The sequence below is a fragment of the Acinetobacter sp. G18 genome (assembly GCF_052660225.1).
In genome coordinates this window covers 1,409,092-1,423,601 of record NZ_CP109658.1, presented here as the reverse complement: position 1 = coordinate 1,423,601, position 14,510 = coordinate 1,409,092, and the positions used below count along the sequence as shown (strand labels likewise).

The window sequence follows — 14,510 nt, the reverse complement described above, 5'->3', positions numbered from 1 at the left end:
AAATCAAAATAACTAAGTTTGTAAGCCACTAAACACATGAAAGGATGTTCTATTATTTCATTTCGGTTTTATTTTTATCATGTCTTTAAAATCAAAATTTTCTATACCAAAGACTTTGTTGGCATCAACATTGGGGTTTGTATTTGCTTCATCTACTTTTGCAGCAATTCCGACTACGCTTAAACTTGATTACGCTTACTACGCCCCAACCAGTTTGGTGGTCAAAGATCAAAAACTTCTTGAAAAAGCACTTCCAAATACTCAAATTAAATGGGTTTTCAGTCAAGGCAGTAACCGCTCATTAGAATATCTCAACAGTAATAGTATCGATTTTGCTTCTACTGCTGGATTAGCTGCTGTATTAAGTCGAGCAAATGGTAGTCCAATTAAAACGGTTTATGTACAAAGCCAACCGGAATGGACCGCGCTTGTTGTCGCAAAAAATTCACCAATTAAAAGCCTAAAAGATTTAAAAGGTAAGAAAATTGCAGCTACCAAAGGAACAGATCCTTTCTTATTTACACTACAAGCACTAGATACTGTCGGTTTGAGTAAACGCGATGTACAACTGGTCCATTTACAACATCCAGATGGTAAAACCGCATTAGAACGTGGCCAAGTAGATGCTTGGGCTGGGCTTGATCCATTAATGGCTTCAGCTCAAATTCAATCGGGCGCGAAATTACTTTATCGTAATGTAGCATTTAATAGTTATAGCGTGCTTAGCGTGAAAGAAGACTTTGCAAAGCAAAGCCCTGAAGCGGTAGAAGCCGTTATTAAAGCCTACGAACAAGCCCGAAAATGGGCAAAAGCCAATCCAGATAAAGTAGCAGCACTTTTAGCTCAAGAATCAAAACTCCCTCTACCTGTGGCTAAACTACAACTGAGCCGAACCAACTTTGATCAAAGCATTCCATCAGCAACTCAAGCACAAGCGCTAAAGCGTTCTGGAAAAATTTTGACAGAAGAAGACTTGGTTAGAAAAGGTACCAATGTCAATCAAGTGGTTGATCAGTTGTTAGACCCACGTTTTGCTCAAAAAGTCGTGAAATAGTTTATGAGTGATTCATTTAACAAAGCTGAGCTAAATCATTTCTTAGCTCAGCAGGCTTTAAAATCTCAGAAAAAGCATCTAAACCATAAATTTACACGGTGGTTTAAAGCGCTACTCATTCCCCTCATCTTTTTAGCGGCTTGTGAGTTTTTAGTCAGAAATGGCTATATCGATGCTTATCTACTCCCTGCACCGACTAGTTTATGGCAATCTTTTTTAGATTTAGCTCATAGCGACCTATTTGCCCATATTTATATTAGTACATGGCGTGTTCTATTCGGCTTTATTATAGGAAGCGGTTTAGGTTTAACTTTTGCGATTTGGGTGGGATTAAGTAAAGAAGCAGAAGCTTATTTAGAACCGACCTTTTCAGCAATTAAGTCGATCCCAAGTCTTGCGTGGATTCCACTGCTATTACTTTGGTTAGGAATTGATGAGGGTTCAAAAATTACGCTTATTGCAATTGGAGCATTTTTTCCAACCTATACCAATACAGTTGCAGCAATTCATAACGTAGATAGAAAGCTCATTGAAGTTGGAAAAGTTTATCGGCTTAATGTTTTTCAGCGGATTATATCTATTATTTTACCAGCAGCATCTCCGGGCATTTTAACGGGTTTACGCAACAGCTTAAGCTTATCGTGGATGTTTATGATTGCAGCTGAACTGATTGCAGCCACTCAAGGAATTGGGTATTTACTCAGTGATGGCCGAGAAACATCTCGACCTGATATTGTTATCATTGCAATTATTTTATTAGCCCTACTGGGTAAAGTAACCGATACCTTAATGAAATTTATCGAAAATTGGTTATTACGTTGGCGGGATACACTACAAAAGTAATTTTAAATCCAGCATGCCAAAGTGACTCGATCATTTTGGCCATAGTCTTGAATAGTTTTAATTTGGCTAAAACCATGCTCTGTGAAAATATCTCGAACAGCTTGCCCCTGATCATAACCATGTTCAAGTACAATCCACCCTTGAGGTTTTAACCAGTTTTTCCCTTGAGCAATAATAATTTCAATATCAGCCAATCCCTGATGGTCTGCAACCAATGCACGGCGTGGTTCTGTTGCCAAAGCTTGCATGTGTTCATCTTCTGGGTCAATGTAGGGCGGATTAGAAACAATTAAATCAAATTGTTGTGGCTCTAATGCTTCAAACCAAGCACCGCAAGCAAACTTCACATGTTGCAAGCCATGTGTTTGTGCATTTTCTTTTGCAACTTCTAACGTAGGCGCATAAATATCTGTTGCTGTTACCAGCCAGTTCGGACGTTCACTTGCCAATGCAAGCGCAATTGCACCCGTTCCCGTTCCCAAATCCACAATATTTGCATTCTTTGGCAAATTTAGATTTAAAACAGTTTCAACTAAAACCTCAGTATCTGGACGTGGTACTAAAGTATCTGACGTTACTTTTAAATCAAGCGTCCAAAATGGCTGCGAACCTGTCACATAGGCTAAAGGTTCACCATTTTGAATACGCTCAAGACCAGCCAAGTAGTCTTGCTCTTGCTGAGATGTTAACTCTTGCTCAAGTCTAAACTTTAATTCAAGCGAATTGATTTTTAGAAAATGCTCAAGTAACCAAGCATTTTCCTGTCGTTCATAACTGTCAGGCTCACCACGAATTGCAAGCGCTTGAGCAATATTCATTAGCCGCCATTTTCCTGTGCAAGCATTGCAAGCTGATCTGCCTGATATTCACGATGTAAGCTATCAAGCAATTCAGTTAAATCACCTTCCATAATCGCGTCTAACTTATATAAAGTTAGGTTAATACGGTGGTCCGTCATACGACCTTGTGGATAGTTATAAGTACGGATACGCTCAGAACGGTCACCAGAACCAACCAAATCACGGCGCATTTCAGAAGTCGCTGCATCGGCTGCTGCACGTTTCGCATTTTCTAAACGCGATACTAATAAGGCCATCGCTTTAGCTTTGTTTTTATGCTGTGAACGTTCTTCTTGGCACTCAACCACTGTACCTGTTGGAATATGGGTAATACGCACGGCCGAATCGGTTTTGTTAATGTGCTGACCACCCGCACCTGACGCACGGTAAGTATCAATACGTAAGTCTGCCGGGTTAATTTCAACGTTAGTATCAACATCAATTTCAGGCAGAATTGCCACTGTACAAGCCGATGTATGCACACGACCTTGTGATTCAGTTGCTGGCACACGTTGTACACGATGCGCGCCACTTTCAAACTTTAAGCGGCCATACACACCATCACCATCTACACGGCAAATGACTTCCTTAAAGCCGCCATGCTCACCTTCATTTTCAGAAAGGACTTCAATACGCCAACCTTGTGTCTCGGCATATTTGCTGTACATGCGAAATAAATCACCAGAGAAAATTGCAGCTTCATCACCGCCCGTCCCGGCACGAATTTCTAAATATGCAGCATTAGAGTCATTTGGATCTTTTGGAATCATCAAGATATTGAGCTGGCTTTCTAGTTCTTCAAGCAATGCTTTATTCGCTTGAATTTCTTCTTCTGCCATATCTTTAAAGTCAGGGTCTGACTTCATCATTTCAGCAGTTTCAATATCTTCTTCTGCTTGACGGTATTTGCCCCAAACTTCTGTAATTTCAGTTAAATCACTATGTTCACGAGACAGTTTACGGAAACGTTTGTTATCGGAAATCACTTCTGCATCTGCAAGCAATGCGGTAAGTTCTTCATGACGATCACAGAGTTGATCAAGTCGTAAACGGAGTGACGCTTTCATAAGAGGAAATATCTCAAAAGTCCAAAAAACTTATCTAGATAAATATAAGAAGATAAGCCAAATCATAAAAATAGCGCATAGTTTACAGATTATGCTGATTAAATGACATATGTAATCCTTTAATTCCTGAACTTTAGAAAGGTCTATCTATCATCTGTAAACCTATTAAATTATATATTGTCCCTCTCAAACACTTATGACTTACGTTCACTAATTTTTATTGTTCAGTTTTTAGACAAGATTGTTGGTTTTCCATTCTGTTTTAATAGAAAGCATACAAACGAGACACTAAACTCTAATAATCGAGTGATGGTTCTCCACATTTGAAGAGAAGTGTTTTGTTACATTTGCCGTAACGAAAGATATAAGGTCCTGCAACTTGGGACATGGAGTAAATGATGAAATTAAATACTTTATTATGTAGTACTGTTTTAGCTACTTCTATGATGACTGTAGCACATGCAGACAATACAACTCACGTAGCAGCTGCTTCGGCTTTAGGTAGTGTTGCTGGTACTGCAATTGGTAAAAGCATGGGTGGTACATCTGGCGCAACAATTGGTGCTGCTTTAGGTGGTGCTGGTGGCGCAGCAGTTGCAAGTGATCGTCGTCACCGTACAGAATCTGCAATTGGCGGTGGTTTAGGTGGTGGTGCTGGCTATACTGTTGGTAAAAGCATGGGTGGTACAAACGGTGGATACATCGGTGCTGCTTTAGGTGCGGCAGGTGGTGGTGCTTTAGGTAATAAAATTTCTAAAGACCGCGATTATGATCGATCTTCTAAGCACTGGAAGAAAAAACACCGTCATCACCACTAATCACAGTGAAGACATAGATTTAAAAACACCTTCGGGTGTTTTTTTATAGTCAAAATTTTGCCATCCCCCGATATATCGTTCATGATTTATTCACATCTTAATATAAACCATACAAAGCAGACACAAAACTATCGTATCAGCATGGCCCTTCTCCATAATTTTCACGAAATTTTTAATTACATTTAGCTCAAGATATTAAAGATTGCTCTTCAGCAAAATGAGCATGGAGTTCCAAAATGAAAATGAATATTTGGTTAGCAAGTGCATTAATCGCAACAACCTCTATGGTGTCAGTTGCACATGCAGATAATGGTACCCGTGTAGCGGCAACTTCTGCTCTAGGTAGTGTAGTAGGTACAGCAATAGGTAAAAGTATCGGTGGTACATCTGGTGCAACAATTGGTGCTGCTTTAGGTGGTGCTGGTGGTGCGGCTGCAGCAAGTGACCGTCGTAATCGTACAGAAGCTGCTATTGGTGGCGCTTTAGGTGGTGGTGCTGGTTATACCGTTGGTAAAAACATGGGTGGTACAAACGGTGGTTACATTGGTGCAGCAGTGGGTGCAGCTGGTGGTTCTACTTTAGGTCGTAAAGTTGGTCAAGACCGTAACTATGATGACCGTTATGACCGTCGTTATGATCGTGATGACCGCCGTTACGATCGTCGCTATGATCGTGATGATCGTGCTTATTATCGTCATGATAATGGCTTACACCGTGGTTGGTATAAACACCACTAATTGGTATACAGATATTAAAAAGCACCCTAGCGGTGCTTTTTATTTGGGAGTAAAATTTATATCGAAAAAAAACGATATACATCACTCCATTTATATCGTATTATTTCGATATAATGTTTTTTGAGAATATCGCATGCGATCACTTCAAGACACCAAATTTTCAATTTTGGAGCTTGCTCCTATACGTGATGATAAAACAATCGAATTTTCATTACGTCATGCATTAGAGCTCGCCCAACATGCAGAAAAATTAGGTTATGACCGTTTTTGGCTTGCAGAACATCATAATATGGATGGAATTGCGAGTTCAGCAACTGCTGTTTTACTTGGCTTTATCGCGGCTCATACCCAGCACATTCGTTTAGGTTCAGGTGGTATCATGCTACCAAACCATGCACCGTTAGTGGTTGCAGAACAATTCGGTACATTAGCAACCTTATATCCAAATCGTATTGAGCTAGGTTTAGGTCGTGCTCCAGGTACAGATCAGGTCACTATGCGTGCCTTACGTCGCGGGCATCAGGAAACCGAAGATCAGTTTCCTAGAGATGTTGTTGAGATTTTGCAATATTTTAAAGCACCTCAACCCGGCCAAAGAATTATTGCCACTCCTGGACAAAATACTCATGTACCTGTCTGGTTATTGGGTTCAAGCTTATTCAGCGCGCAATTGGCTGCGAAACTAGGATTACCCTACTCATTTGCATCACATTTTGCTCCACGTATGCTTGGTCAAGCGATCGAACTTTATCATGAAAATTTCGAACCTTCTGAATATTTGGACAAGCCTTATGTTTCCATGGGTGTACCTGTTGTGGTTGCCAATACAGATGAAGAAGCACAGTTTTTAGCAACAAGCGCATACCAACGTGTTTTAGGATTAATTCGTGGTGAAAGTTTGAAACTCAAACCGCCAGTTACATCAATGCAAGGACTATGGAACACAGCAGAACAGCTTTCTGTTGAAAATTTCTACCAGATGGCCCAAATCGGTTCAGCTGAAACAGTACGCTCAGGTTTAGAAAAGCTTTTGGCTACATATGAAGTCGATGAGTTTATTTTTACTTGTGACGTCTATGATACAAATAAACGTTTAGACAGCTTTACTCAATTAATGCAATTAAAATCAAACAATTAATACATACACAAAGTCTCATGCTTGAATAGGTTTCAAGCATGAGATAACCATCTATCTGAAAATACTTTACCCAAACTACTTGCTTGGTTATTTATATTAAAACGATAAAAAATCATCATAAATGAAAACCAAAAGGACTTTTGGAAAATGAGTATTGAACTTAAAAATAATGTTGCCAAATCAGCTACTTTTCAAAATGCAGTTCAGGATTTTGACGCCTTTACTGGTCAAATTCTTTTATCAAATACAATCAAAGCATATGATTTTTCTAATTTAAATGTAGCGATTATTGGAACAGATCAGGAAACTGTCACGCACTTAGAAAAAATTTGCCAACAAGCAAAATTTGTAACTGTATTTCAAATTACACCACATTTTATTTTGCCCCATAGTCAAATCGGCATACATCGCCTCATTACCCACCCACTGATTGCCAAAAACCGGAGGTTATTTAACAATCGGGTTAAAAGCATCCTAGCTCTACGTTTTCTTGAAACTCAAGTAAATGAAATATGGCTGAGACGACTTTTAATGCCTAATACAGTACAAGCCAATAAAACCTTTTTTAAATCTGATAGCTACTATTCGGCCTTGCAAAGATCAAATTGTAAATTGCAAACTTGGCCAATTATCAAAGTTACTCAAACAGCTATTTATAGTATGGATGGTACTCAACATCCTATTGATGTCATCATTAGAACAACATCTTAAAAATAAAAAAAGCATGGTTGAAATACCATGCTTTTTTCATTCAGTTCAAATCATATTTTTGCAAATGCCCATGCTCATCATAATGCAGAATGACACGTTGAGCTTTTTGCAATTCTGATAATGACGCTGTACTTACTGTAAATTTAAAAGCCAATAAATCATCAGAACTATTTGGCGCTTTACTACGTCGATCATCACCATGAAATCTAAGCCAGTTATAACTTGCCCATAAAATTAGAACCAAAGCACTTAAGCAAATTAAAAGAAGTAAATGCAGTAAAGTTTTGACTTCCGAAATATGATCTACCCACACATAGTCATAAATAAGATGTCCTTCAAAAAACCACAAAAATAAAGAAACCAGTGGAAAAAGCAGCCACATTAAACAAAACCAACCTATTGTTTGCAAGGTATAGTTCGCGGTCTTATTTTTTACATATTCAGGCTGATCAATATATTCAGGTATATCTAAAACTTCTACGTCAGTATTTTCTTCATTTTTCATGAATTATCTCCACGGAAGCCTCGATCGGGACTAACCCAGCGGGCACGTTTTTTTGTATTAAATATAGTTTTAGGTACCGCAACCACGCTGGTAAATAACGTTAGTAACCAGAAAAACAACGGATACCAAATTACCCAAAAGTAATTTCTAAAAAGACGCCCACGGTCATAACGATGATCGATCCATAAACTGACTAAAAATTGGATGAGACATGTTCCACCTAATATCACGCCATACCACTGTGGCATTAGAGAATTGATCTGCCACTGCTGAGGTAATTCAATAAAAAGCCCAATCAAGAAAAGTAAGAAAATAAAGATCATCACATATGACCAAACAATACTGACTAAAGCTTCAAGCATGACTGGCCACATACGGCGCAAGCGAACTTTGAACATTTTAGGAATATATTCTAATAAGACTTCTACCCCACCTTGTGCCCAGCGTAACCGCTGTTTCCAAAGACCTTTAAAAGTTTCAGGCATATAGATATAACAAAGCGCTTGAGGAATATATTGAATATCCCAATGGTCCATTTGAAGCTTCCAAGAGATATCAATATCTTCAGTAATTTTGTCATCAGACCAAAAACCGACACGAGCTAGGGCTGTTTTTCTAAACGCTACAATTACCCCAGATACTGTAAAAATACGGCCATACGTGCGCTGTGCTCGCTTAATTAAACCAATAATTGAAGAGAACTCCCCAACCTGTAATTTCCCTAAAATACTTGAGCGATTTAAAATTCTTGGGTTACCGGTGACGGCCCCAATACGCGGAAATTTCAGAAATGGCTGCATGAGCCAAAGTACAGCATGAGGATGTAATAAAGCATCCCCATCAATACAAACTAAATATTCGTATTTGCTTACTAACACTCCTGATCTTAAAGCGACTGCCTTACCTTGGTTTTCTGCTAAGTGCACAACCCTCAGACGAGCATCTTGCGCTGCTAACTCATCAAGAATCTCTGCTGTTCTGTCACTACTACCATCATTTACAGCAATCACTTCAAAATTTGGATATTTTGTTTGCAAGGCATAACGAATGGTTTGCCGCACTTGAGCTTCTTCATTAAAGCAAGGAATAATAATACTGCACCCTTCACCTGAGGGCTCAGGTAACTGTTGCTCATGGTATTCCCGTTTAAAGAAAAACCAGAGGCCACCTACCATCCATGTCCAAGCCATCAGTAAGGGATATAAAAAGGCAAAAGCAAATAGAATATCGAGTAATACTCTCATTACTTTTTCCCCTCAGTCGCTAGACCTGCAAAGGGCTGATACATCACAGAACTGGAATTTAAGCTCATTGGGTTATATAAATACTCATGAACATTTTTTGCATTTTCAGTGTTATAGCCATCAACACCAAATTTCTGAATACCTATGCGCTGAATATCGAAAAGGCCTTGTTTTACTTCTTGCCAAGCATTTCTCTGGTCATTTTCTGGCAATGTTAATGTCAGCATAATTCGTTGTTTGTATTTGGCATCAAGAGTATTTAAAAGTTCTAAGGCTTGTTTAAATTGTTTTTGCTTACCAACCATATTAAATTTTAGGTTCACTAAATCATGTTGGGTTAATAGTGATTTTAAAAGCACTGGTAACTGTTCAATGTGCTCTAAGTCTGGTGTCAGCAACAAACTAAACTGGGCCTGATTACTCATATTCAAATAAGGCTTTGCAGCTTTTTGAGTAAGTTGACTCAGTTGTGATAATTGCGTTACTTGTTCAACACAGTTGCTTTCGTTCAGCGTTGTGTTTTGCATTGCACAATTTAAAGCAGTTCCGGCATTAAGCTGAATACCACTTAAATTGCTATTAAAACGCGCAATATCCTTAGCTAAATCTGCCACCAAAAATGGTTTATTTTTTTGAGGATAAATAGGTAGTTCTAAAATAACCGCCTGACCTGCACGAGTTTGTGCCTGCCATAAACTACGGTTCAAAATATCTTGCTTAACTGGCATTTGAGTTGTTGGGAAATAAGCAACGTCATATTGTCCATCTCCATCTTGGTCATCTAAAGGCTTCAATATCAGCGTATTGTTTTTTAAGCTATAAAGTTTTGATAACAATACCCCTAATTTTTCATCTGACTGAGTATTAGTTGAAGCAGCTAATTGCTTTAAATCCATACTCACAAAATGTTTTGGCTGCTTATACAAATCTTTCTCTGCAGAGTTCAAAATATTAAGCAACGTCTCCGATAGCTGCTCAGCTGTAGAGTTATCAACCATAAGACTACGTTTAAAGGTCAGATCATTAATCTGATTTACCCCATCACGTCCAAGACTAAAAGAAAAAGTAAACCCTGCTTGTTGAGCTAGTTTTTCTAACTGCTGATTTACCGCACCATACGGCCATACAATCGCTTTCGGCTCTACACCCAATTCTTTTTTTAAGACATCATGAGATTTTTTTAAATCTTTCAAAATACGTTCTTGATATTCCGCATCCGTTTCATAACGCGCCTGTGATTTTAAATACATATAAGAAGTTGCTGCGGGTTGTTCATTCCCTTGAGGGTTAGCAAGCACACCATGATGCAAATCATCACTATGGCTTGCAAACTCAGCTAAGCCAGAAGCCTGCATTTCTCGTACTTGCTTCCAATTGACCAAGTTCCCTTGTCCATAGGCTTCATAGCCAGCTTTTGTATTACCATTTAGCCAACTGGTTGGGAGTGCAAAAACTGCCGGAATCTGATATTGCTTAAGCAGTGGAAATATACGACTGTAGCTACTTAAAGCACCATCATCAAAGGTTAACAAAATAGCATTATGAGGTAGCTCTTTGCCTTGCTTACGAGCCTCTTGAATATCTTTTAATCGTATTGGCTTCCAGTCAGATTGACTGAGCCAGTCAAAAAACTGCGCTAAATTTTTAGTTTGAATTGCATAAATATCCCGATCTCCCTCTTTTAAAACATCATCTCTGACGTCATGAAAAGTTAAAGAAACCACATGATTTTTTGGTAAATCTTTTTCTATCTGGGCATATGCAAATTGCAGAGGTAACAATGTCGAGGCCAAAGCACAGCCCAACACTTTTGAAAATAAATTATTCATTAAAAACGCCCTTCAAATCCGAAAATACCATAGGTATGCTGTTCAGCATGTCCATCGTAAGGATGGTATTGCCAGCCAATTCCATAATTGAGTTGCCATGTCCGTGATAGCTGCCATTGATGTTGATACTGCAAAGAATAGGTTGGCTTAGTGGAATAATCAGCTTGTTTATAAAGGCCCACCCCAGCTTCGAAATGCTGTTTAAATGAACGTTCATATTCACGCCAAGTCACCCAGTCATGACTTAAGTTCAACTCGGCGCTGTAATGCGAACTTGGGCTAAAATAAGCAGTTTGATCTTGGCTATTACTGCCGAAAAAACCACGGACGGTGCCATAAGTAATGTGATGCGGCGCTGCAAATAGTCTTTCACGCCAAAAAGTTGAAAATTCTTGTTGTTTATTGCCATCACTAATATCAGTTAAACCGTAACTTGCGCCAATTTGACGAGATTCATCCTTTTGCCATGTCAATGCAGCTCGATAAGATTGACCATCTTCTCCTGCATCAATCGCTTGTAGAGGGATGTCAGCCTGACTGTTATATTGCAATTGATACTGCCAGTGATCATTTAACCACTGTGACCAATCAAGACGAACACCAGCTTGTCCGCCATCTGTACTTTGCGACAAGATCGCAGATAACGCCTTACGATTGGCTTGCCATTCGGCCCCAACACCATAGCGCTGGTTATGCACGTCGCCAAAATTGTATTCGCCATAACGATCTTGATGCCAAGCGAATAAACGATAATTATCTTTTATCCACGGGCTATTAAGGCGAGTTTCCATCTCACGGTCTTTTAAACCGTTTTGTCCACTTACAGAATCGCTATTATTAGCTTTACTTTGGCCCCAAGTCGTTGAATGTGAAATCGTAGCTCTATTACGATCATCCAACTCTTTGCGGCTTTTAATAACGCCACTATCTTCGGGATAAAACTGCACTAAGTTTTGCGTTGTTTTACGCCATGTCTGGATATCACCTAAAGCCTGAGCATTTTGCATTTCATTAATGCGAGTATCTTTAGCAATCGGATCTATACCATTTAAACGAGAAATTGTTTTTTTTGCTTCTAAAGGCTTTTCTCTCCAGCGCTCTACGCGGGCAAGGTTATTAATCAAACTCTCATTTGCAGGTGCCTGCTCTACTGTTTTTTGAAAGTGTTTTTCAGCTTGATCTAAATGATTTGCATAAGCTAAATGCATTCCCTTTAAAGCAATATAATCGTCTCGGTCAGGATGACTAGTTTTATCTACACCCTTTGCCTGACTATATTTATAAGTCGGAATAAGATGATCAACTTTTGCCAAAAGCTGTTCCGCTTCCTTATATTTTTCTTGTTCAATATAAGAATAATACAACCCGCTATAGACGATCATATCCGGATAATTTTTTTCGGTTAAAAGTGTCTTATAAACAAGTTCAGCTTGCTTCGGCTTTTGCTTAGCTAAATAACTATCAGCAATTGCATGACGTACATATGCAGGTAATTTCTCAAGCGGAATATTTAATTGAGTAAAATTATCTAAAACCGCTTTTGCTCGCCCTCTAAAATCTAATGCATATAAATAATCGTAGTGAAACCTTAAATAGTTAGGATCTTCTGGCTTTATTTGCTGTTGTAACTTTTGCCCCTTTTCTAACACGCTATCTAATTCAGCAAAACTTTCTGTATCTGATAAGCCTTGGCGATTTAAATATTTATAACGGGTAATTGCATTATTGACCTGCTGAGAAAATTCACTGACTTGTAAAGTTTGCTGTAATTGCGCAGTTTGCTGATTTTTTTCGCTTGTTTGGAGTAATTGCTGAGCTTTTTTATATGCACCAATAGCAATCAAGTCATAGATATACTCTTGTAAAACGGATGAAGACTTAGGTTGTTGCTGATAAGCATGCTCAATTGTAGATAAAGCATCTACAGGCAAATTAATTAGACGGTAAGCATATGCAATACGTACCAATTGATCAGCATTTAAATTTTTAATATTGATTTTAGATAACAGAGTCTTAGCATTCACTGTGTCTTGCGATTCAGCATATAAAACAGATAATAAAATGCGCCCATCAATCGTTTTTTGAATATTAAGCTTATTTGCCCATTCAAGCGCTATTTTAAAATATTTAAAATCTCGAAAATTTTGAATTAAAGGTAGCTCTGCATATTCCGGAAAATTCACATAATTAATATTTACCAATAAATCTGTAAATTTAGTTAGATCCTTTTTTTCATTAGACATAACAATTAAATAATCAGCCAACAATTTTTGATCATGTGGATACTGTTTTAACAATTGATCTAGCTGATAAACAGCGTGTTGAGTTTGCCCTGCTCTATAATCTTGAATAGCCTGCTCACGCAAGACATCCACTTGAGCGGCGTACAATTGAATTGGCAAGAGATATACCAATGAAAAAACACATTTTTTTAGCATTTTGATAATCGGATAGTCCCATATCGAGATGGGAAATTATAGTTAAAAATGTGAACTTCATCACAATAATCAAAATGCGCATGATATTTACAACAAATGTAAAATATGAATAAAAAAAGTATTTGTATTTTTAAAAAATAACTAAAAACAAATATTTATAAAAACATAGATTATTAGTTTATATACATTTCTTTTCAAAAATCTTATTTTAACTCACAAACTGTAGTGTAAGAGTTTACTCGCTGATAACTAATCAGAAACGATTCATTAACTTGGCGTTTTATATTTAAAACTTTTATTTTTAATATGTATATAAATTTAAAACCATTCAATCTAATTAACTTTAAATTATTTAAATTGAATGGCCAAAATAAACAGTTGATTTAATTAACCGATACGTCGTTTTAAACCGGTCATTTGTAAAATACGAGTAGAGATTTCTTCAATTGACATTTCAGTGACATTTAAATATTTAATACCTTCTGAAATATAAATACCTTCAATCGCTCTTAATTCCATTTGACACTGACTAAAACTTGCATATCGGCTATTTGCTTTGCGCTCGCTTCGAATAGCAACCAACCGTTCTGCATCAATCATTAAACCAAACAATTTGCTACGATGCTCTCTTAATACTGCTGGTAGACGGTTATCGTCCAAATCTTCTTCTGTCAAAGGATAGTTAGCTACACGAATACCAAACTGTAGTGAAAGATAAATAGAAGTTGGGGTCTTACCTGAGCGTGACACACCAATTAAAATCAAATCTGCTTTATCGTAATGACGAGTACGCGCCCCATCGTCGTTATCAAGTGCGAAATGCACTGCATCAATACGTGCTTTATAATACTCAGAATCAGTAACTGCATGTGTTTGCCCAACCAGTGTCGTTGGCGGCGTTCCAAGCTCCTGCTCAAGTTTACTGATTAGTCCTTCAAATACATCTAAATTAACCGCTTTTGCAGTATTAATAATTTCACGGACATGCGGATCAACTAAAGTATCAAATACTAATGGTAAGCATCCATCACGGGTTTGACATTTATTAATCTCAACCACAATAGCCATTGCTGCCTCTTCAGTTGTGATATAAGGCATGATGTGAATGTCAAAATCTACATTAGGGAATTGTGCTAATAACGAATGTCCAAGAGTCTCGGCAGTAATTGCAGTTCCATCAGAAATAAAAAAAACACTCCGCTTATACTGTTTACTTTCTGACATTAAAATTCTCCTTAAACATTTGTCTTAGTGCTATATAATCTTTATAGTAAACTGATCTTACAT

General features: G+C 37.9%; 13 protein-coding genes. 6 read left to right on the top strand and 7 right to left on the bottom strand.

The genetic code is table 11. The annotated features are described in order from the left end of the window. Positions 1 to 79: 79 nt before the first annotated feature. Together NE363_RS06750 and NE363_RS06745 are read left to right on the top strand one after the other, a co-directional pair. Positions 80 to 1,054 carry an aliphatic sulfonate ABC transporter substrate-binding protein gene (locus NE363_RS06750; protein ID WP_022575493.1) on the top strand — a complete coding sequence of 325 codons (975 nt, stop codon included), beginning with the start codon at positions 80 to 82 and terminating at the stop codon, positions 1,052 to 1,054. Positions 1,055 to 1,057: 3 nt separating this feature from the next. Next, the gene (locus NE363_RS06745; protein WP_445536084.1) at positions 1,058 to 1,897 is read left to right on the top strand and encodes an ABC transporter permease; all 840 of its coding nucleotides are present in this window, start codon (positions 1,058 to 1,060) and stop codon (positions 1,895 to 1,897) included. 2 nt (positions 1,898 to 1,899) lie between these two features. Here the strand turns inward: NE363_RS06745 and prmC are convergent, their stop codons facing one another. Then, positions 1,900 to 2,715 (bottom strand): peptide chain release factor N(5)-glutamine methyltransferase, encoded by an 816-nt coding sequence (gene prmC, locus NE363_RS06740; RefSeq protein WP_445536083.1) that lies wholly within the window; start codon positions 2,713 to 2,715, stop codon positions 1,900 to 1,902. Further along, positions 2,715 to 3,803 carry a peptide chain release factor 1 gene (prfA, locus tag NE363_RS06735; RefSeq protein ID WP_002049300.1) on the bottom strand — a complete coding sequence of 363 codons (1,089 nt, stop codon included), beginning with the start codon at positions 3,801 to 3,803 and terminating at the stop codon, positions 2,715 to 2,717. Before prfA ends, prmC begins: the two co-directional genes overlap by 1 nt. Positions 3,804 to 4,201: 398 nt before the next feature. Here prfA and NE363_RS06730 point away from each other — a divergent pair, with 398 nt between their 5' ends. The 4 genes from NE363_RS06730 (at position 4,202) to NE363_RS06715 (ending at position 7,207) form a co-directional block, all read left to right on the top strand. Then, the gene (locus tag NE363_RS06730; protein WP_445536359.1) at positions 4,202 to 4,621 is read left to right on the top strand and encodes a glycine zipper domain-containing protein; all 420 of its coding nucleotides are present in this window, start codon (positions 4,202 to 4,204) and stop codon (positions 4,619 to 4,621) included. Positions 4,622 to 4,857: 236 nt separating this feature from the next. After that, positions 4,858 to 5,358, top strand: a complete 501-nt coding sequence (locus tag NE363_RS06725) for a hypothetical protein (RefSeq protein ID WP_445536082.1) — start codon at positions 4,858 to 4,860, stop codon at positions 5,356 to 5,358. Positions 5,359 to 5,491: 133 nt separating this feature from the next. Then, the gene (locus NE363_RS06720; protein WP_445536081.1) at positions 5,492 to 6,496 is read left to right on the top strand and encodes an LLM class flavin-dependent oxidoreductase; all 1,005 of its coding nucleotides are present in this window, start codon (positions 5,492 to 5,494) and stop codon (positions 6,494 to 6,496) included. Between the two features lie 147 nt (positions 6,497 to 6,643). Further along, positions 6,644 to 7,207 carry a flavoprotein gene (locus tag NE363_RS06715; protein WP_445536080.1) on the top strand — a complete coding sequence of 188 codons (564 nt, stop codon included), beginning with the start codon at positions 6,644 to 6,646 and terminating at the stop codon, positions 7,205 to 7,207. Between the two features lie 40 nt (positions 7,208 to 7,247). Here NE363_RS06715 and pgaD read toward each other — a convergent pair whose 3' ends face one another. The 5 genes from pgaD to ppsR all read right to left on the bottom strand — a co-directional run bounded on the left by pgaD (position 7,248) and on the right by ppsR (position 14,447). Beyond that, the gene (pgaD, locus tag NE363_RS06710; protein ID WP_004700853.1) at positions 7,248 to 7,712 is read right to left on the bottom strand and encodes a poly-beta-1,6-N-acetyl-D-glucosamine biosynthesis protein PgaD; all 465 of its coding nucleotides are present in this window, start codon (positions 7,710 to 7,712) and stop codon (positions 7,248 to 7,250) included. Further along, positions 7,709 to 8,956 (bottom strand): poly-beta-1,6-N-acetyl-D-glucosamine synthase, encoded by a 1,248-nt coding sequence (gene pgaC / locus NE363_RS06705; RefSeq protein ID WP_445536079.1) that lies wholly within the window; start codon positions 8,954 to 8,956, stop codon positions 7,709 to 7,711. Before pgaC ends, pgaD begins: the two co-directional genes overlap by 4 nt. Then, the gene (gene pgaB / locus NE363_RS06700; RefSeq protein WP_445536078.1) at positions 8,956 to 10,785 is read right to left on the bottom strand and encodes a poly-beta-1,6-N-acetyl-D-glucosamine N-deacetylase PgaB; all 1,830 of its coding nucleotides are present in this window, start codon (positions 10,783 to 10,785) and stop codon (positions 8,956 to 8,958) included. Before pgaB ends, pgaC begins: the two co-directional genes overlap by 1 nt. Next, complete coding sequence (gene pgaA, locus NE363_RS06695) at positions 10,785 to 13,223, bottom strand: poly-beta-1,6 N-acetyl-D-glucosamine export porin PgaA (protein WP_445536077.1); 2,439 nt, start codon at positions 13,221 to 13,223, stop codon at positions 10,785 to 10,787. Before pgaA ends, pgaB begins: the two co-directional genes overlap by 1 nt. A 387-nt stretch (positions 13,224 to 13,610) precedes the next feature. Next, positions 13,611 to 14,447, bottom strand: a complete 837-nt coding sequence (gene ppsR, locus NE363_RS06690; RefSeq protein ID WP_004700844.1) for a posphoenolpyruvate synthetase regulatory kinase/phosphorylase PpsR — start codon at positions 14,445 to 14,447, stop codon at positions 13,611 to 13,613. Positions 14,448 to 14,510: the final 63 nt, after the last annotated feature.

Coding starts and splice junctions, on each gene's coding strand:
- NE363_RS06750 (WP_022575493.1), top strand. CDS start 80: ATGTCTTTAAAATCAAAATTTTCTATACCAAAGACTTTGTTGGCATCA.
- NE363_RS06745 (WP_445536084.1), top strand. CDS start 1,058: ATGAGTGATTCATTTAACAAAGCTGAGCTAAATCATTTCTTAGCTCAG.
- prmC (WP_445536083.1), bottom strand. CDS start 2,715: ATGAATATTGCTCAAGCGCTTGCAATTCGTGGTGAGCCTGACAGTTAT.
- prfA (WP_002049300.1), bottom strand. CDS start 3,803: ATGAAAGCGTCACTCCGTTTACGACTTGATCAACTCTGTGATCGTCAT.
- NE363_RS06730 (WP_445536359.1), top strand. CDS start 4,202: ATGAAATTAAATACTTTATTATGTAGTACTGTTTTAGCTACTTCTATG.
- NE363_RS06725 (WP_445536082.1), top strand. CDS start 4,858: ATGAAAATGAATATTTGGTTAGCAAGTGCATTAATCGCAACAACCTCT.
- NE363_RS06720 (WP_445536081.1), top strand. CDS start 5,492: ATGCGATCACTTCAAGACACCAAATTTTCAATTTTGGAGCTTGCTCCT.
- NE363_RS06715 (WP_445536080.1), top strand. CDS start 6,644: ATGAGTATTGAACTTAAAAATAATGTTGCCAAATCAGCTACTTTTCAA.
- pgaD (WP_004700853.1), bottom strand. CDS start 7,712: ATGAAAAATGAAGAAAATACTGACGTAGAAGTTTTAGATATACCTGAA.
- pgaC (WP_445536079.1), bottom strand. CDS start 8,956: ATGAGAGTATTACTCGATATTCTATTTGCTTTTGCCTTTTTATATCCC.
- pgaB (WP_445536078.1), bottom strand. CDS start 10,785: ATGAATAATTTATTTTCAAAAGTGTTGGGCTGTGCTTTGGCCTCGACA.
- pgaA (WP_445536077.1), bottom strand. CDS start 13,223: ATGCTAAAAAAATGTGTTTTTTCATTGGTATATCTCTTGCCAATTCAA.
- ppsR (WP_004700844.1), bottom strand. CDS start 14,447: ATGTCAGAAAGTAAACAGTATAAGCGGAGTGTTTTTTTTATTTCTGAT.